Genomic DNA, 17,751 nt, shown 5'->3' on the forward strand with positions numbered 1-17,751 from the left:
AATCAGATTATCCTTACTGCTTGCGGAGGTCCACATTGTTCATCCCGCCCTAGTAATGTTCTTACTCAGCAGTATTGACAATCAACCTATTAAGCAGACCTCAGCAACGAACTATAGCGAAGAAGCAAAAAATTAGGTACCTTTACTCTAGAAGGCAACGAGACAACATCTATTTGATAGAATAACAAGACGGAAAGAAAATTACCTCGATTAACATTGAACGTAACACGGGTTGACAAAAAATACAAGAATTTTTGACATACAAAAACCCATGCTGCACCCGCCGGTCGTCACGGGTTCTTATCCATGGCATATATTTGTTATTGAACCGCTTCACAAGTCGGATTTTGGCGGGTCAAAGCCATGGACTTTTATCCAATGCTCCCCCCCATCCGAAGTACTGTACATCACCGATGGCTCCGTATTGTCCGTGCAGATCCACCAGCCGTGATTTTCATCTGCAATAGCGACCAGCTGCTCACCGTAGCCTTCAAACGCTTGCTTGCCGTTCATCCACGTTTTTCCGCCGTCTGTTGTCCATCCCATAGTATTCGGCTTATCACATGCCATGCATTTGCCGCCCATGTAAGCTGCTTCGGGACTCACCACATACAAGGTACCGGGCTGAGCTCCCGTATTTCGGGCACTATCTGAACCGTTCATCAGAATCCCCGGAGCAGGGCCGGCTCCCGCCGTGGCATTCGCAATTACCGTCTGCCACTGCTGTCCCCCATTGGAAGTGTGAAATAAGGAATACGAGGTTTGCGTCATCCCGGAGTCCCCGATGCATTCGACCCACGCATCATCCGCTCCAGCCGAGCGGATCAGTGCACCGTTAAGCGCAGCATCTGTCTTGCGTGACATCACGATCTGCCACGTATAGCCTCTATCCGTGGTTCGATTAACCTTGAATATGCCTTTATCTTGCGTTACCGCCCATCCGTGATCTTTGTCGTGGAAGTAGGCATCGCCTGCCATATGATCAGGAACCGGCAGATGGCTCCAGGTTTGTCCGCCATCCGTCGTTTTTGCATTTGCACTATACCCCTCCTGTGCAGAGACAAAATGCAAAAAACCTTGATTCGGCACCTTACCTGACAGTGTCCAATGCTGTCCTCCATCCGCAGTGCTTAACAAGACTCGTTCATTCCGCTCCGTATTTTCAGTTACAGCCGCCCATGCCACTTGAGTGTTCAATGCAAACAATTGATTTACAGTCCCAGGGCCCTGGTATTGGACCTGCCAATTTTGGCCGCCATCATCGGTTCTGGCGATCCAGCCATCTCCGCCAACCCAGCCTGAATCCGGATTGGCAATCCGTACTGCCGTTATTTTTCCCATTTGTATATCATTTGCTGCCGGCGCGGCCGGATTCAGCTCCGTGTTCTTTCCCGAGGTTGAGCCCTCTGTCGGCGGTGAAATAGATTTTCCAGCTTGCTGCTGAGGATTCACCTCCGAACCACCGTCATTCCTCTCCGGTCTCGCGGTCTCTGTACGGTTTTGGCAGCCGGCAGACACGATCAGCGCCAGAACAAGTATTCCAACGATCGTTCCTTTTCGCATAAAGAATCACTCCAAAGATAAAAATATAAAGATAGTAAACTCTTTTCCTTTCCTAAAGACGAATAAATCATAGAAATAGTTGCTTTAATTACACAAAATAACAGGTCGTCATGTGAACATTTCCCGGTTCGGTTGACGAATTTCATTGCCTTCTGTAATAATATTGGTAGTATACAAACATCGTAGGAGAAAACGGATATGGATCATAATATCGAGATGTTAATCGACTTGTTTGACAAATATACGGATGAGCAAATTGCTGATTTATCCGATTTTTCGTATGAAGGCCGGAATATGACCCGGGATGAGACACTGATTATCGTGTCTACCATCCGGGCTTCCCGTATAGCCAGAGGGTATATGAACGGCGGACGTACGAGACAGAACGAATCCAAGTGATGAATTCAAGTACAAGCTTGGTCAAATGACCAAGCTTTTTTATTTATCCGGAATTTGAAGACTGCGTTCTTCTTTTTGTGTATCGGTCCCATATTTGAATTGGATTGTCCATCGTTGTAGCTGCTGCAACGAATATAGTTTCATTTGAGCCAAAGCCGTGCCATTTCAAGTGATAAACATGATACATCCCTTGAGAAGAAAAGAAAAATGGCGTGTCAAATGGGTTGTCCATTTGCACGCCATCGCCGATGGGTGCCAGTGCCTGATTTAATTCGCCATACCCAGCTTCTTGACCAGTTCTCCGGTTAGCTTATTTGAATCAGCGACCACTTTGGCAAACTGATCGCCATCAGCATATACCGGTTCAACTCCGAGCTTGTTGAATTCTTCTTTAATGGTTGGTTCCTCCATCGCCTTTTTAAACACATCACGGAGTGTGTCTACAATATCTTTTGGTGTATCCTTCGGGACAACTAAGCCCGACCAGCTATCCAAGCCTACAAAGCCTTTATCCTTTAAGAACATCGCATCTTTATACGCTTCGATTTTGGAGGTGCCCAAATTGGCGAGGACTCGCATCTTACCGTCATCCACATGCGGTTTGGCCTCATTCACATTCACGATAGCCCCTTGTACGTGACCGCCGAGCAATGCGGTTAATGCCGGCGCAGCACCTTCAAACGGGACATGCTTGGTTTGGACGCCTTCGAGCTCGTTAAGTCCTTCCATTGCCAAATGCTGGGTCCCCCCCGCTCCGCCGGTACCGTAAGGAAACTTGCCGGGATTCTTTTTAACCCAATCCAGCCATTCATCATAGGTCTTCCACGGAGTCTCCGTCTGAACCACAAGCACATTAGGAACAGCGCTAAACTGAGCAATCGGAATAAAGCTGTCGGATTTGAAAGGCGTTTTTCCATAATTCGGAGCAATGGCCAGGTTCCCTGTCGTAACCGAACCCAGCTTATATCCGTCAGGCTTAGCCTGCATTACTTCAGCAAGAGCAACCGTCCCGCCGGCACCCGGTTTGTTGGATACCACAATATTTTTGCCGTTAGGCAAATACTTGCTGGCTGCATGGGCGACAAATCGGGCAATGGCGTCCGTTCCGCCTCCAGCAGCATAAGCAACCACCAACTCAATATCCTTCTGAGGATAATCGGACTTCTTCACTTCGCCTGCCGGCTGCTGCGCTTCAGGTGCCTTGGAACACCCCACAGCTCCAACAGCGAGCACCGTACTGGCCATGACCGAGAGAAGTAAGCGTTTTCTAAGTTTCATATGAACTCCTCCATATATTTATATTGAAATGATTACTACATCGATGTAACAGAATGAAAAGCATTACCGTTTAACCCACCATATTTACAGGCCAGCTCGGTGTTTTGCCGGAAAGCACTTCATCGATACTCATCGCGGCATGCAGCGACATTCTTTGCATGGCTTCCACGGTTAACGCTGCATTATGAGGAGTGACGATGACATTATTCAGCTTAAAAAGCGGATGATCTATTGCAGGAGGTTCCGGATCGAATACATCCAGGCCTGCACCCGCTATGATTTCTTCCTGCAAGGCTTGTGCCAGCTCATCTTCATTGACCAACTCACCTCTGGCCGCATTAATCAAGCAGGCAGTCTTCTTCATCTGCTTGAAAACATTCATTCCGATAATTCCTCTATTTTCCGGGGTATATGGCAGATGCAGGCTGACATAATCCGAATGACGGAAGATGGTTTCCCAGTCGTTCACCAGCTCGATTTCGGGAATCAAGGATTCGGGCCGGATGTATGGATCATATCCAATGATTTTCATATCCAATCCTCTCGCCGCTTTTCTCGCCAAAATGGAACCGATTCTCCCGAGTCCAATCAGGCCTAACGTTTTTCCTTCCAGATCGCTTCCCTTCAACTGATTTCTGATTTCAAAATTTCCCTTTCTCAGCTCGTGATCCTGCACAAGAAGGTTTTTAGACAAAGCCAGCATCAGGGCCAATGAATGCTCGGCCACTGAAATCGCGTTGGACAAAGGAGCGATGGTGACATAAATCCCAAGCTCTGTAGCCGCTTTCAAATCAATGTTGTTATAACCGACTCCATGTCTGGCAATGACTTTCAGTTTTTTCCCGGCTCTTAACGTCTCTGCGCTGTACTTTTCGGACCTTGCCAAAACCGCGTCGCAATCCTTTACCTCTTCTTTGAGGATGTCCTCTGTTGTTCCGGAACCCATCTTGATTTCGTAGCCGCGCTCAAGCAAATAATGTTTTCCCTCATTTGAGACGTCTTGCGGAATCAGCACTTTAAACTTCATCGGCAAATCTCCTCCACTGACAAGATTGTTTTATACCTACTATGTATTTCCAACTTAACAATCATATTTTATGACAATTTAATTTGTATGACAATATATTATGCAGAATTTCGCAAAAAAAGAGAGGAGAGAACTTATTCTCCCCCCCCCCAACCGGGCTACCCTCCAATATGAGACATTTCCACTTTCGTTTTTTTCTTCAGACCAGGTGTGTTGGACAGTCTTTCCTCGGAATAGCGGTCCGATCGATGACTCCAAAAGTCCATAATCAATTTCTGAATCTCCTCGTCGTCCCAGCCTTCGCGCAAGGGGGCCCGCAGATCGGTTCCTGCCGAAGCAAACAGACAGCTGTACATCTTTCCTTCGGCGGAAACTCTTACCCGTGTACATGTGGAGCAAAAGGCTTGAGTGACAGAAGAAATAAAGCCTATCTCCTGTTCCTCGCCTACGTAACGATATCGCGAGGCTACCTCCCCATAATGATTGGGTTCAACCGGTTCGATCGGCATTTCCTGATGGATTCGCTTGGCAATTTCCTGGCTCGGCAGTACTTGATCCAGCTTCCACCCGTTGGAATTGCCAACGTCCATGTATTCGATAAAACGCAGAACATGCCCTTTTTCCCGGAAATACCTGGCCATGGGAAGCACATCCTGATCGTTCGTTCCTTTGTGAACCACCATATTGATCTTCACCTTCAAGCCCGCAGCCGCAGCCGCTTCGATACCTTCGAGTACATGTGATACTTTAAATCCGCGGCCGTTCATTTGTCCAAACCGTCCATCGTCCAAACTATCAAGACTTACCGTTACACGATGAAGCCCCGCTTCCTTCAGAGCTTGCGCATGCTTAGCCAACAGGGAGCCGTTGGTGGTCATGGCGATATCCTTGACTCCATCAATTCCGTAAACCATCTGAATCAGCTTGGGCAGATCCTTGCGCATGAGCGGCTCACCGCCGGTGATCCGTACTTTCTCTACTCCCAGAGTAACAAAAATCCGGGAAATTCGAGTCAGTTCTTCAAAAGTAAGAAGCTTGTCTTTAGGGAGGAAGGTGTAATCAGGCCCAAATATTTCTTCCGGCATACAATACCGGCAGCGGAAATTACATTGATCCGTAACGGACAAGCGCAAGTCACGGAGAGGGCGCTGTAGCTTGTCAAAGATTTGATGCTTAGGGTTCTGCATGACTTATCACTCCCTCAACGATCGATATTACTTTGCGAAAACGATCTGTCCGGATTCTCGACAGCTGTAACCTCCTAAAGCTTCCATTTCAGATTTGAAAGAGTCGGAGCGAATCACATTCAAAAGCATTTGTCCCTCTAGACTATCGTAAAAGCTTCTGCTCATCAAGAGGTCATATCGTTCTTCCGCTACGGGAATAAAATCCAAACCCATCGCTTGAGCCGCGGAATAAATACCTAATCCGACATCCGCCGAGCCGCCGGCCACTGCCGCAGCAATGCTAAGGTGATTGATGGCTTCCCGTTCATACCCGTAAACCGCATGGCGGTCGATGCCTTCTTTTTTGAGCAGGTAATCCAAAAGCAGTCTTGTTCCGGCACCGCGCTGCCGGTTGATATACGTCACCTGGGGCTTGCTGATATCCCCCGCTGTCCGGATGCCCAAGGGATTTCCTTTCGGTACGATCCAGCCTTGCTCCCGATAAACCAGTTGAACCAGAACGACGTCCTGTCCTTTTAGGTACTTTTCAATGAAAGGCACGTTGTAGACACCCGTTTCCTCATCGAATAAGTGAACACCCGCTGCATGGGCTTCTCCTCTTTGGATGGCCAGGATTCCGCTCATGCTTCCTACATGCGAGGATACAAGGAAACGATCCGGATGCTCTTTGCGCAGCAGCGTATGCAGTACATCCACGGAGAGGTCGTGGCTTCCGGTGATTACCGTCGTGCGATCAATCTGCTCTTTGGGTCGATACAACTCGAGCTCCACCACTTCTCCCTGCTCGTAGCCCATATGCCCTCCCGGAATTCGCAGCAAGCCGTCCGCCCTTACCATCGACATCGTGACTCCGGCTGCACGGGTCAACGGGTTAGCGATATACTCTCCATTTATACAGCCGACCGTCATTCGAACAAAATCGTCCGCCCCTACATCGGAGACAATTCTGCGTCCGAGCTTGACCGGCAGGATGTTTCTCTTGGGCTCGATCAGACCGTAATAATGGTAAACTAAAGGCCGCGCAAACCACTCAAGCGATAAATAAGCCGAAACAGGGTACCCTGGCACTCCGATAATCGGCGTCCCGTTCACTACGCCAGTTATGGAGGGCTTACCCGGTCTTGTCGCCACACCATGGGTAAAGACGCGGCCTATTTCACCGATTACATGTACCGTAAAATCCTCCGTTCCAGCGGAGGAGCCTGCATTAAGAATGACAATATCAGCCAGTTGGGCAGCCTCGAGCACCTTCTCTTTAATGGTATGATACTCATCCTTCACAATGCCGAGATAAATCGGCTCTGCTCCCCATTCCTTGAGATACGAGGCGAATACCGTACCGTTAAATTCCACAATCTCTCCGCGTCCTACAGCATGACTTGGCTCGATGAGCTCGGTGCCTGTAGGAATGATCGCAACCTTAGGCCTGCACAGGACGGGAACCTCTACCCTTCCTCCTGCCAGAAGCGCCCCTAAGTCCACCGCTCTTAAAGCATGGTGTGCCGGAACAATCATTTCTCCGACGACAACATCCTCCCCAATCGGACGAATATGCTGCCAAGGCGCTACGGATTCGAGGATCTCGATCGTTTCCTCATCCACCTGATGGATATGCTCGATCATGATGACGGCATCAAAGCCGGGAGGAATCGGATCGCCGGTATCCACGATTTCATAATCCGTGCCGCGCTGAAGACGTACGGGATTCTTCTCATCCGCACCATGGGTTTTTGCCGCCAGAACGGCAACGCCATCCATAGCTGAAGCATGATAATTCGGCATGGAGACCTTGGCATATACAGGCTCGGCCGTCACTCTACCCAAGGCTTCGCTTGTCCGGACGGTCTCTACTTTTCTCTCGAACGTGATTTTTTCCAAAAATTCACGCTGCGCGTCCTGAAGCGGAGTGTCTTCCAGATAGATTTTTCGCATGGTTTGCTCCTTTTTGCTTTTCATGTCTGCATTTGGTATTAGAGTTCCTTGCCAAAGAGCCTGATTTTAACCTGTTCCCCTTCTAAGATTCCCTCTTTGTTCGCCGAGATCTCCATAATCCCGTCGCTTTCCACCATGGTTGTGACCAATCCCGATTTGCCAAATACGGGGACTGCCCACAGCCCATCCTCCCGTTCTTCCAGACGTACCCGGATATAGTCGCTTCGTCCGACCGCCGAAGGAACATTACGCGATATTCTTGCTCTCACTCTTCGATCCAAGAGGTCTTTCGATTCCCCTTGAAGCTGTCTCAAGATGGGTATGCCTACCAAATCCAGCATAATCAAAGCGGATACCGGGTGCCCCGGGAGACCCATAACAGGCTTGCCCTGCGATTTGCCTACAATCGTTGGCTTCCCCGGCTTCGTAGCTATTCCATGAACCAGAACCCCCGGGTCCCCCAGCGCCTCCAGCACCTGAACGGTAAAGTCCCTTGTTCCCACAGAGCTTCCGCCGGATAGAACAAGGATATCAACTTTGTCGAACAAAGCTTTGGCTTGAGCCAAAAACTGGCCATAATCATCTTGAACAATACCGCCATAAATGACTTTGGCCCCCAGCTGCACCCATCGGGAGCCGATCATGATGCTGTTGATATCACGAATCTCGCCCGGGCCAAGCCACTCTTTTTCCGGAGGAACAATCTCGTCACCGGTAGATAGAATGCCTACAATCGGAACGGGGGCTACCTCAACCTCCGTTACGCCGATTGCCGCCAATACCCCCAAATCCTGGGGACGCAGCCTGCTCCCTTTTACCATGACCAGATCCCCGATCCCTACATCGTCACCGGCACGGATGACATTCTCCCCCGGCGCGACCTGGCGGTAAACATTCAGCAGCTCGCCCATCTCTTCCACATGCTCAATCATGACGATGCTGTCGGCGCCTTCCGGCAGCATCCCTCCCGTAGGAATATAGTGAGCCTGCCCCTCATAAAGCGGGAGCTCCGCTCCTTTACCCATAAGAATTTTCCCTGTGATGTCCAGAAAAGCGGGCATGGATTCGGATGCGCCGTAGGTTGTTTTCGCCTGTACCGCATAACCGTCTACCGTAGATCTGGCAAAGGAGGGTACCTGTTCCTTGGAATACACATCCTCAGCAAGAATGCGGCCCACCGCTTCTGTGATCGATATCCGGACAGGTCTATGAATGGGTGTGAATTGTTCTTCGATGATGGCCATCGTTTCCTCTACGGTTTTTACATTGAAGAATTTCATGCGGTCCTCCTGAGGCTAAAAATTCTGACAACTCTACACAAAGCGGAACGAAATCTATTATAATAAGATGAACACAGAAGGGAGCTGCCCATATGAAAGTCAAACTTTTTGCTAATTTTCGTGAAATTTGCATGGACAAAGTTGTTGAAGTGCCTTCTCCTGAGGGAAGCACTGTCATTCAAGTGCTCGAGGATTTAATCAAGCTTTATCCCGCCATGGACGATGAAGTATTTGATCATGAGCGAAAGCTCAAGCCCTTCGTCCATGTGTTTATCAATGGAAAAAATATCATTCATTTGGATGGATTGAAGACGCCCGTCAGCGGGCAGGACCAATTCGCTCTCTTTCCCCCCGTTGCCGGAGGATAATCTGATGACGGCAGAGCAGACATTGGAATTTCGCGGCATACATATCGAGCATCTGATGAGTTATTTTATAGAATTAGGGGCCGTGCAGCAAACCTTTGAGTTTCCTTTTATTTTCCAAGGATCCGGTTGGCAGGCCCGCATTCTAAACGAGAGCCATATCCGGTTTACTCCCGTATTTATTGTAAATGCTGTGTTCATTCATTTTGAAGCGCCGTCCGAGGAGCTCCTCCAGGCTGTGATTAAGGATTTCCGCAAAAAAACGTTTAGGGCGGGAGGGTAAAGAAAAGGTGGAATCTGGATTCCACCTTTTTTCTTATGCTTGTTTAGTTAGATGATTTGCAATTCTTTCAGTTTTCCCTCCGGAACAACGCCATCTACCCAACCGCGAGCCTGATAATACTCATCCAGCATGATATCCATCCGGCTTACCGCTCCCGCACTGTTCCCGGTCGCAGGCTCTTCTGTGAAGCGTTTCGGCAAATAATCGTCCTCGCGCTTGTTATAGCCGGCAAGATTATTATAGTAACGCTCCAGATTATAGATTCTCTCCCCGATTTTCAGTACATCATCGCTCGTAATGTCAACGCCGGTCATTGCGGAATATTGCTGCGCATAGTTATCGGCATTTTCGGAGAAGGAAGAGAATTTACATACGTTCATCGAATCCGAGAAGGAGTGAAGATCCTGGAATATCTTCAGCAGCGCTCCCTTTCCTTCGGGCACAAGCCGGTCCGTCGGCTCCGGAATTCCCGCAATTTCACTGGCTACGGTATAGCCGCGCAGGTGACAGGCTCCGCGGTTGCTTGTAGCAAAGCCAAGACCGATCCCTTGAATACCGCGTGGATCATAGGCTGGAATGGATTGACCCTTTACAGCCATCGCCAGGCTCGGATCGCCAAACTTCGCAGCCGCACGTACAGGTCCTTCGGCCAGAGTGTCACCGATGCCTTGACGGAAAACCATCTGCTCTACCAGCTCAATCATACGATCCGCATCGCCCCAAGAGAGGTTCTCAGAGATAAGACCTTTTTGAACCGCCTCCATGGTTACGGAAAGAACATTCCCCAATTCAATGGTATCCATGCCATATTCATTACACATGTTGATCATATAGGAAATCGCGGCCGCATCGCTTAATCCGCAGTTAGCGCCCAATGCCCAGCCCGATTCATATTCGAAGCTTTCCACCTTGGTCTTGTACTTGCCTTCTTTCACTTCCACTTCCTTCTTACAGGCCACGGGACAGGCGTGACAGGTGTTGTCCGCTACCAACAGCGTCGAATTGACCGTCTCTCCGCTGTGTCCTTCCGAGGCGTCCCAATGCGTGTACTGCGAGTTCATCGTCGGAAGCGCCCCGACTTCATTAATGATGCTCGTCAGCACGTTGGTGCCGTATACGGATAAACCGCCTTTCTTAGGAGCGGTAAGACCGCCTTCCATCACCGCTTTAAGACCGTTCTGATTCGCCTTCTTATAGTCTTCATCTTTAGCGGGAACCGGCATATTTCCTTTTTGCTCGGCCTTGATGACTATAGCTTTCAAATTTTTGTAGCCTGCGACGGCACCTGTTCCCCCGCGTCCTGCCGAACGGTCGTTTTCGTTCATGAAGCCGGCATAGCGCACAAGGTTTTCCCCGGCCTGCCCGATACACATCACGCTCAGATTTTCTTTGCCGTATCTGTCTTTCATCGCCTGAATGGTAGGTCGGGTTCCTTTACCCCATACATGACTGGCATCCCGGAGCTCGGCTTGACCGTTCTCGATATAAAGATAAACCGGCTTGTCGCTCTTGCCTGTAAAAATAAGATTGTCAATCCCTGCCCATTTCAGCCTGGCCGCCGTCCATCCTCCCATATGGGAGTCGGTTACCGTACCCGTCAGCGGAGATTTGGTGACCACGCATAATCTGCCGCTCATGACCGTTCTTGATCCGGATACGGGACCGGTCATGATGCATAGCATGTTTTCAGGAGAGAGCGCTTCCACTTGGGGCCCGTTATCTAATAAATATTTTACTCCAAGACCCCTGCCGCCGATATATTTCCTGGCCAAATCCTCATTAATTTCCCTGTAATTGATTGTTCCGGATGTTAAATCGACCACTACTTCTCTGTTCTTGAAACCGCCTAAGCTCATGCAACTCGCCTCCCATTTCTGATATGAACAAATGATTATTAATATTCATAATACTTCGACATATACTAAATAATTCCTCCTTTTTTCATCATCCCTTTAAATATTTCAAAAAAGATTGCTATGAAAGCAACTTCGTAATACATTATATTTGAAAGCGTAGTTATTGTGAAAAACTACAATATAAGGAGAATGGTTGCATGAGATCGAACAGAAGAATTATAGTGTTCTCTTATCTCTTTATCTTTCTGCTCTTGATAGGCGTGATAACGGGCTGCGGCAGCTCAGGCAGTTCCGTGCAAGGAACCGCCGCCCCGGCTAAATCCGAAGAAAAGGGATCCATTATCCTGGCCACGACGACCAGTACTCAAGACTCCGGTTTGCTGGATTCGATCATTCCGGCATTCGAACAAAAGTCCGGCATTCAAGTCAAGGTCGTTGCGGTCGGGACAGGACAAGCCATTCAATTAGGAAAGGACGGCAATGCCGACGTCCTCCTCGTTCATGCCAGAAAGTCGGAGGATGAATTTGTGGCCTCGGGCTTTGGCATCCATGCCTATGATGTGATGTACAACCAGTTTCTGATCGTTGGACCTAAGGAAGACCCCGCAGACATTAAAGGAATGGCGGCGGCGCCTGAAGCTTTTAAGGCTATAGCTGAGAAGAAAGCGGCTTTCATTTCCCGCGGAGACGATTCGGGGACCCACAAGAAAGAGCTGTCGATTTGGGAAAGCGCAGGCCTCAAGCCTGAAGGGCCTTGGTATTTGTCAGCCGGTCAAGGCATGGGGGCCACTCTCCAGATGGCGGATGAAAAGAACGCTTATACGCTTACGGATGAAGCGACTTACTTATCCCGCAAAGGAAATCTTGTCGTCTTAAAGGAAGGGGATGCCTCCCTTCTTAATCCTTATGGAGTTATCCAAGTTAAATCCAGCGAAAAGGTCAAGGAAGTAGAGGAATTTATCCAATTTTTAGTTGGTACAGAAGGCCAAAAGCTGATCGGAGAGTTCGGAAAGGAGAAATACGGGAAAGGCTTGTTTGTCCCAAGCGCCAAAAAAAGATAAATCAAAGGGAGTGTAAGGAATCTTTAGCTTCGATGTTCTTGAGATTATAGGATTATCCCTGCAGGTTTCGACCATAGCCATTATCGTCGGGATGCTCATCGGCATCCCTTGCGGCGCGGTTCTGGGGCTCTATTCCTTCCCCGGAAAACGCCTGATCGTCATTCTGGTTTTTACTTTCATGGGACTGCCTCCCGTGCTGATCGGCGTTATTGTGTATATCTTACTGTCCAAATATGGCCTGCTCGGATTTCTTCAGCTGCTGTTCACTCCGGAGGCGATGATCATCGCTCAGAGCATTTTGGTTACTCCGATCATTACGGGATTGACCATGTCTGCCGTTCAGGCGAGGGAAAGAACGTATTGGGAAACAGCCAAAAGCCTTGGAGCTGCGCCTTTTCAGCTGGTGTGGACGATCCTTAAAGAAGCCAGAAGCGGAATCTGGTCAGGCATAGCCACAGCCTATGGCCGTGCGATATCCGAAGTCGGCGCGGTCATGCTTGTGGGAGGGAACATTGAGCATGAGACACGGGTGATGACCACCGCCATTATTCTGGAAACCCGTAAAGGAAGCTTCGATGTCGCTTTGCAAATCGGCATTGTCCTTCTTGTCATCAGCTTTGTTTTCAACAGCTTTCTCGTTGCAGGCGCACTGCAAAACCTGAACAACGGGAGGGACAAGCTCCGATGAAACCCGTTGAAGTCGAGCACCTTACCGTTGCTGCCGGCGGTCAGGTGCTGTTATCCGTCCCCGCAGCCGTCTTTGAGGAAGGCGTCATTTACGGTATTGTAGGGCCCAGCGGGGCCGGCAAGAGCACGTTTTTGCGCGTATTGAACTTCCTGGAGAAGCCTCAATCGGGTACTTTATCCTTGTTTGGGCACCGGGTGGATTTAACCTCTCTCTCCCATTCCAAAAGTCTCCATTTACAAAGGCAGATGGCATTTGTCGCACAGAAGCCCGTTATGTTTCAAACCACCGTTTTCGAGAATGTAGCGCTGGGACTAAGCTATAGAGGAGTCCCCCGCCACAAAAAAGCGCAGCTGGTAAAGGAAGCCCTGGAACTGGTGGGTCTTGAGGCAGCCATGGGACGTAAAGCAACCTCTCTTTCGGGAGGGGAAGCCCAGAGAATTGCCTTGGCGCGGGCGATCGTACTGCAGCCGAAGCTGCTTCTATTGGATGAACCCACCTCTAATCTGGATCCGTCCAACGTATGGATGATTGAACAGATCATTACCCGAATACGCCGTGAGAAGCGGATGACGGTCCTGATGGTTACCCACCATTTGCAGCAGGCCAAACGCTTAACCGATCAGTGTCTGTTTCTTTATCAGGGACAAATCGTGGAGCAGAACATTACGCAAGCTTTTTTTGAAACCCCTCAAAGCGTAGCTCTTCAGGATTTTATCAGCGGAAAAATGATCTATTGACCCTAGGACAAGGGTCAGAGGAGGCGCCTGTGAAACCCAATCAACACGCCCGCTATTCGCGGCAATTACTCTTTCCGCCCATCGGTCCATCGGGACAAGAAAAGCTGTTGAACAGCCGTGTGGCAATCGTCGGGCTGGGGGCGCTCGGCACCGTGCTGGCTAACCATATGGTTCGCAGCGGGGTCGGGTATCTGCGGCTCATCGACCGCGATTTCGTAGAGGAAAGCAATCTTCAAAGACAAATGCTCTACGACGAAGAGGATGCCAAGCAGCATACACCCAAAGCCATCGCTGCCGCCGATAAATTAAAGAAAGTGAATTCGTCGGTTACTATAGAACCCATCGTGACAGACGTTCATTCCTATAATGCGGAAAAGCTGCTGAGCGACGTAGACATCATCCTGGACGGAACCGATAACTTTCAGATTCGCTACCTGCTCAATGACGTTGCGGTCAAGCACCGGATTCCATGGGTTTACGGCGGTGCCGTAAGCTCCAGAGGCATGTTTGCGGCCATCCGGCCCTTCGTAACTCCCTGTTACCGCTGCCTGTTCCCCGACCCGCCGTCCGGCAGAGGGGACACCTGTGACACCGTAGGCGTCATTGGACCGATCATCCATGTCGTTGCCTCCTATCAAGCGGCAGAAGCCTTAAAGCTTATGGTGGGCGCAGACCAGCATTTGAACCCTTACCTGGAGCAATTCGAGCTGTGGTCGAACCGGCATATGCAGATGGATATCAGTCAGGGTAAGCACTCCGGCTGCCCGGCTTGCGGCAGAGAGGAATTCGAGTTTCTCTATCCTGCTGCGGACGACCAAGAGGTATTTACAGCTTTATGCGGCAGAGATACGGTTCAGATCACTCCCAGAGGCCAACGAACGATAAATCTGGAAGAAGAGGAAAGCGTATTGCAAAGAATCGCGAAGGTAGAACGGAATCCCTTTCTTCTTCGTTTTCACATCGACGGTTATACGCTGGTTCTATTCAAGGACGGTCGAGTGCTGGTGCAGGGAACGCAGGATATCGCAACGGCCAAATCGTTGTACGCCAAATATATGAGTCATTAAAACAACAAGCTGGTGCAGGTTCATTCCCCGCACCAGCTTGTTCATTTCCGTAGATTACTTTGAGATGGTGAAACCATTCATTTGAAGATGGGCATGGAACATCTCGGTCATCGAAGGCAAATCTTTCTTTAGAGGTCTTGCCCCCTCTTCCCAAACCATGGATTTCTTCAGTGCTCTCGAACAGTGAATAAAGCACTCCTCTACTTCAACTATGACACCTAATTGGGGCACATCGCTCCATTGCATCGCTTTTAACGCTTCCTCGCTGCGCGTAATCCGCGCCCGGCCGTTAATCCTTAGCACTTCCTCCAAGCCCGGTATGATAAAAAGCATACCCGCATATGGATTATCCAATATATTCAACAAGGAATCGACACGCCGGTTTCCCGGACGTTCCGGATAGATCAGATGCCGGTCGTCTATTACTTTGACGAAGCCGGGTTCGTCGCCGCGGGGCGATACATCGCATCTCCCGTCTTTATTGGCTGTTGAAAGAAAGAAAAGCGGGGACATCGATAAATAGCTTCGGACATGAGCATCGATTTGCGCAATGCTTTTCTTCACTACAGCTTCGTGGGGAAAACCTACTACATCTCTCAGCTCATCCCTATGGGTAATGATTCCTTGCGACCATAATTCGTGGTTCATTCGTATCCCCCTTCTTATCTGCAAAGTATCTTTTTATCATCTACGGGTTGCCTCCAAGGCTGCTCAATGAAGTCCGCAGGAATACATCCTTCATCGTGTAATAAGAAGTCTTTAGTCGTTCATGGTACTGCGGCTGCTCCCAAGCATTCCACACCAGAGGAACGAGCTCCTCCGCAAGCAGTCTTCCATCGCTTACAGCGGGATAAGTAAAGGCGATCTCGCCTTCTCCAAGCGCGGAATCCGCTTCCTTAGGCTTGTAGGTTACGACGGCAAACCTGAAGCCTGTGACGATTTGCTTGGCTTTAAGACCGTCCTTCCATAAATCACTCATGACTTCATGCGTGCTCGGATCCTTTACATTCAGCAGCTGCCAGGGAATCCTGACCTCTAATACGCGCTCCTTTTCATTAAAAAAGACGTCTGCCAGGGAATCGTACTGATCACTTGCAGGATTACTGTTGCCGAAACGGAGCCGTCCGGTTTCGTAAGCATCGAAAGGAAGCTTCAAACCGCTTTCGGGTAACGTCAGCTCCTTGTTTAAAGTCAATTGAATCGGATGAAAATGACCGTTATTCTTTATACCCGCATATTCTTTTGCCGGGATCATGTTTAGCATATGACCATATTGATAATAAAAGGGATCGTAATAACTGTCCACCCATATCCGAGAGCGGTCAGGACCGGACAAGTCAATGACAAAATCAAAGCCAGCGTCGCTGGTCAGTCCGCTGCTGCCCGGAACCTGATGCTCCCCTTGATCCGGTACGGTATCCAGCAGGATCATCGTATGCCCCTGCTTCCAATCAAACGGCTGTTCATCCTTGCCGTAATTCAGGCGGAAATAGACATATCTTTCATCGACTGACGCCGCAGCCTGTTCCACACGACGCTGTACGTCATATGAATCCAACGTCTGAAGCATAGCTTTCTTCCCCATGTCCGTCACTGGAATATCCGCATGGTCCCAATCCTTTGGATTTCCGTCAACCTGCAGCAGCTTGTCTTCCACGTTGGGGTCAAAGCTGAGCAACCCGAACTGCTGCTCACTGGTTTGCGCGTTCGACCAAAAAGGGCGCCGGTCCGGATTGTCCAGGTCCATATTGTTCCAGGTTCGTTTAAACCACTCATCCTGCCAGCTGAACACCAGTCCTCCGGCCATCTTTTCATGTACGATATCTTCAAACAAACGGGCGTTAATCGCTCCTTGCTCCGCTTCGGAGTGGAAGCCCTGATTCCAGCCGTTGACGTTTCGATGCGTCATGCCGCGGGAGGAGGGTACCCCAAACTCCGCAATTAATACCGGCATAGGGTGCGCCCGCTTCAAATCGTTCAAATAACCTGCATAGCCATTGGCCTCTCCGCGAAAATCCTTATATTCCGAATATGTTTTATCATAATTCATAAACTCGGGATAATAAGGATAAACGTGATACGAGGCAAAGTAGCCGCCCAATAAAGCGGGCTTCGTCTCGATGTTGCCCGGATCAACAGATACCAGATCCTCATTCTCGGAAGGCTCGGACGGATGCTCGAGCAAATCGGTCGTCACCCAATTTGTAAAGCTGAACGGCCTCTGCCAATGATATGTATCCGCTTCGTATTTGGCCACGTCTTCCATCAGACCGGCCAGCCATATTTCGAATGGCGAGGCCTGCTGCGTCTGAAAATAGGTCCCGTCAAACTGCGTCTTCCCTTCGTTTTTCCGGTTGGTCGATACGACCATCTCGGGATCCCACTCCACACCAAGAACCCAGCCCAAAACGTATTTTGAAATATCCGCTCTGTATTTTCCCGAGGCATGTCCGGTCCTTGCAGGCAACTCCGCTTTTCCATGAATCACATTCACCAAATCGCGGAGCTCTTGCTGCAGCTCCGGATTCACCTCATCCGAGAAAGCATCTCCTGTTCCAACGAGCTTTTCCTCATTGATCCACAACCCGTGCAGAACCATAATCGGCTCTTTGGCATCTTCGTTATAGTCCTTCAATGCTTCGTAAAATCCGGGCGGATGCAGGGTATATACGCGGACGGTGTTTGCATGCATTTCCCCTATCTGTTCAAACCACCTGTAGTATTCGTCCTTCGTAATGGCGGTTTCCCCCGGAAAATGTCCCGGCTTGGCAATCCCCATATTCACGCCTTTAATCAAGTAATCATGCCAAGCCCCGCTGCGATAAACCTGAAGATAGTCATCTCCTGCCCGAGCGGGGATCGAAATTCCGTTGACCTCTACGGTTTGAATGTCGTTGAGACGGGCTTCCCTTTGCAACTGATTTACCTGAACAATCGTTATGATTAAGGCCATGAGAACACTCCCGATCAAAGGCCATATGAACCAACGCCGCAAACGCTGATTGGATCTCTTGCTGCGCATGTAGCC

The 17,751-nt window shown here is 49.5% G+C and carries 16 protein-coding genes; 7 read left to right on the forward strand and 9 right to left on the reverse strand.

The window, feature by feature from the left end:
* Positions 1–333: 333 nt before the first annotated feature.
* Positions 334–1,563, reverse strand: coding sequence for a WD40/YVTN/BNR-like repeat-containing protein (locus tag ACZYR9_RS23365; RefSeq protein ID WP_488980826.1), 1,230 nt, complete (start codon positions 1,561–1,563; stop codon positions 334–336).
* A 198-nt stretch (positions 1,564–1,761) separates the two neighbouring features.
* Here ACZYR9_RS23365 and ACZYR9_RS23370 point away from each other — a divergent pair, with 198 nt between their 5' ends.
* Positions 1,762–1,962 (forward strand): hypothetical protein, encoded by a 201-nt coding sequence (locus ACZYR9_RS23370; RefSeq protein WP_488980827.1) that lies wholly within the window; start codon positions 1,762–1,764, stop codon positions 1,960–1,962.
* Between the two features lie 267 nt (positions 1,963–2,229).
* Here ACZYR9_RS23370 and ACZYR9_RS23375 read toward each other — a convergent pair whose 3' ends face one another.
* The 5 genes from ACZYR9_RS23375 to ACZYR9_RS23395 all read right to left on the reverse strand — a co-directional run bounded on the left by ACZYR9_RS23375 (position 2,230) and on the right by ACZYR9_RS23395 (position 8,666).
* Positions 2,230–3,240 (reverse strand): Bug family tripartite tricarboxylate transporter substrate binding protein, encoded by a 1,011-nt coding sequence (locus tag ACZYR9_RS23375; protein ID WP_488980828.1) that lies wholly within the window; start codon positions 3,238–3,240, stop codon positions 2,230–2,232.
* 70 nt (positions 3,241–3,310) lie between these two features.
* Complete coding sequence (locus ACZYR9_RS23380) at positions 3,311–4,267, reverse strand: hydroxyacid dehydrogenase (RefSeq protein ID WP_488980829.1); 957 nt, start codon at positions 4,265–4,267, stop codon at positions 3,311–3,313.
* Positions 4,268–4,425: 158 nt separating this feature from the next.
* On the reverse strand, positions 4,426–5,454 hold the full coding sequence (gene moaA, locus ACZYR9_RS23385) for a GTP 3',8-cyclase MoaA (protein ID WP_488980830.1): 1,029 nt from the start codon (positions 5,452–5,454) through the stop codon (positions 4,426–4,428).
* 27 nt (positions 5,455–5,481) lie between these two features.
* A complete protein-coding gene (locus ACZYR9_RS23390) occupies positions 5,482–7,386 on the reverse strand; it encodes a molybdopterin biosynthesis protein (RefSeq protein WP_488980831.1) in 1,905 nt (634 codons plus the stop codon).
* A 38-nt stretch (positions 7,387–7,424) separates the two neighbouring features.
* Positions 7,425–8,666, reverse strand: coding sequence for a molybdopterin molybdotransferase MoeA (locus ACZYR9_RS23395; protein WP_488980832.1), 1,242 nt, complete (start codon positions 8,664–8,666; stop codon positions 7,425–7,427).
* A gap of 92 nt (positions 8,667–8,758) precedes the next feature.
* On the opposite strand from ACZYR9_RS23395, the gene ACZYR9_RS23400 reads away from it, so the two are divergent.
* Both ACZYR9_RS23400 and ACZYR9_RS23405 read left to right on the forward strand, forming a co-directional pair.
* Entirely contained in the window at positions 8,759–9,034 is a 276-nt protein-coding gene (locus tag ACZYR9_RS23400) for a ubiquitin-like small modifier protein 1 (protein WP_488980833.1), read from the forward strand.
* 4 nt (positions 9,035–9,038) lie between these two features.
* Positions 9,039–9,314, forward strand: coding sequence for a MoaD-like domain-containing protein (locus tag ACZYR9_RS23405; RefSeq protein ID WP_488980834.1), 276 nt, complete (start codon positions 9,039–9,041; stop codon positions 9,312–9,314).
* Between the two features lie 47 nt (positions 9,315–9,361).
* Here ACZYR9_RS23405 and ACZYR9_RS23410 read toward each other — a convergent pair whose 3' ends face one another.
* Positions 9,362–11,170, reverse strand: coding sequence for an aldehyde ferredoxin oxidoreductase family protein (locus tag ACZYR9_RS23410; protein ID WP_488980835.1), 1,809 nt, complete (start codon positions 11,168–11,170; stop codon positions 9,362–9,364).
* 197 nt (positions 11,171–11,367) lie between these two features.
* Here ACZYR9_RS23410 and ACZYR9_RS23415 point away from each other — a divergent pair, with 197 nt between their 5' ends.
* Genes ACZYR9_RS23415 through ACZYR9_RS23430 form a run of 4 tightly spaced genes read left to right on the forward strand, consistent with a single transcriptional unit; the run spans position 11,368 to position 14,723 of the window.
* Entirely contained in the window at positions 11,368–12,231 is an 864-nt protein-coding gene (locus ACZYR9_RS23415) for an ABC transporter substrate-binding protein (RefSeq protein WP_488980836.1), read from the forward strand.
* Positions 12,232–12,289: 58 nt separating this feature from the next.
* Positions 12,290–12,919 carry an ABC transporter permease gene (locus tag ACZYR9_RS23420; RefSeq protein WP_488980854.1) on the forward strand — a complete coding sequence of 210 codons (630 nt, stop codon included), beginning with the start codon at positions 12,290–12,292 and terminating at the stop codon, positions 12,917–12,919.
* Entirely contained in the window at positions 12,916–13,656 is a 741-nt protein-coding gene (locus ACZYR9_RS23425) for an ABC transporter ATP-binding protein (RefSeq protein WP_488980837.1), read from the forward strand. The genes ACZYR9_RS23420 and ACZYR9_RS23425 overlap by 4 nt, the downstream gene beginning before the upstream one ends.
* 29 nt (positions 13,657–13,685) lie before the next feature.
* Positions 13,686–14,723, forward strand: coding sequence for a ThiF family adenylyltransferase (locus ACZYR9_RS23430; protein ID WP_488980838.1), 1,038 nt, complete (start codon positions 13,686–13,688; stop codon positions 14,721–14,723).
* 54 nt (positions 14,724–14,777) lie between these two features.
* On the opposite strand, the gene ACZYR9_RS23435 is transcribed toward ACZYR9_RS23430, so the two are convergent.
* Both ACZYR9_RS23435 and ACZYR9_RS23440 read right to left on the reverse strand, forming a co-directional pair.
* Positions 14,778–15,371, reverse strand: a complete 594-nt coding sequence (locus ACZYR9_RS23435) for an MSMEG_1061 family FMN-dependent PPOX-type flavoprotein (RefSeq protein ID WP_488980839.1) — start codon at positions 15,369–15,371, stop codon at positions 14,778–14,780.
* Positions 15,372–15,411: 40 nt separating this feature from the next.
* The gene (locus ACZYR9_RS23440) at positions 15,412–17,745 is read right to left on the reverse strand and encodes a hypothetical protein (RefSeq protein ID WP_488980840.1); all 2,334 of its coding nucleotides are present in this window, start codon (positions 17,743–17,745) and stop codon (positions 15,412–15,414) included.
* Positions 17,746–17,751 lie beyond the last annotated feature (6 nt).

Source organism: Paenibacillus sp. F024, from assembly GCF_057814255.1.

What these genes read in the sequence shown, in the direction of transcription:
- ACZYR9_RS23365 (WP_488980826.1), bottom strand. Translation starts at nt 1,563, where the DNA reads ATGCGAAAAGGAACGATCGTTGGAATACTTGTTCTGGCGCTGATCGTG.
- ACZYR9_RS23370 (WP_488980827.1), top strand. Translation starts at nt 1,762, where the DNA reads ATGGATCATAATATCGAGATGTTAATCGACTTGTTTGACAAATATACG.
- ACZYR9_RS23375 (WP_488980828.1), bottom strand. Translation starts at nt 3,240, where the DNA reads ATGAAACTTAGAAAACGCTTACTTCTCTCGGTCATGGCCAGTACGGTG.
- ACZYR9_RS23380 (WP_488980829.1), bottom strand. Translation starts at nt 4,267, where the DNA reads ATGAAGTTTAAAGTGCTGATTCCGCAAGACGTCTCAAATGAGGGAAAA.
- moaA (WP_488980830.1), bottom strand. Translation starts at nt 5,454, where the DNA reads ATGCAGAACCCTAAGCATCAAATCTTTGACAAGCTACAGCGCCCTCTC.
- ACZYR9_RS23390 (WP_488980831.1), bottom strand. Translation starts at nt 7,386, where the DNA reads ATGCGAAAAATCTATCTGGAAGACACTCCGCTTCAGGACGCGCAGCGT.
- ACZYR9_RS23395 (WP_488980832.1), bottom strand. Translation starts at nt 8,666, where the DNA reads ATGAAATTCTTCAATGTAAAAACCGTAGAGGAAACGATGGCCATCATC.
- ACZYR9_RS23400 (WP_488980833.1), top strand. Translation starts at nt 8,759, where the DNA reads ATGAAAGTCAAACTTTTTGCTAATTTTCGTGAAATTTGCATGGACAAA.
- ACZYR9_RS23405 (WP_488980834.1), top strand. Translation starts at nt 9,039, where the DNA reads ATGACGGCAGAGCAGACATTGGAATTTCGCGGCATACATATCGAGCAT.
- ACZYR9_RS23410 (WP_488980835.1), bottom strand. Translation starts at nt 11,170, where the DNA reads ATGAGCTTAGGCGGTTTCAAGAACAGAGAAGTAGTGGTCGATTTAACA.
- ACZYR9_RS23415 (WP_488980836.1), top strand. Translation starts at nt 11,368, where the DNA reads ATGAGATCGAACAGAAGAATTATAGTGTTCTCTTATCTCTTTATCTTT.
- ACZYR9_RS23425 (WP_488980837.1), top strand. Translation starts at nt 12,916, where the DNA reads ATGAAACCCGTTGAAGTCGAGCACCTTACCGTTGCTGCCGGCGGTCAG.
- ACZYR9_RS23435 (WP_488980839.1), bottom strand. Translation starts at nt 15,371, where the DNA reads ATGAACCACGAATTATGGTCGCAAGGAATCATTACCCATAGGGATGAG.
- ACZYR9_RS23440 (WP_488980840.1), bottom strand. Translation starts at nt 17,745, where the DNA reads ATGCGCAGCAAGAGATCCAATCAGCGTTTGCGGCGTTGGTTCATATGG.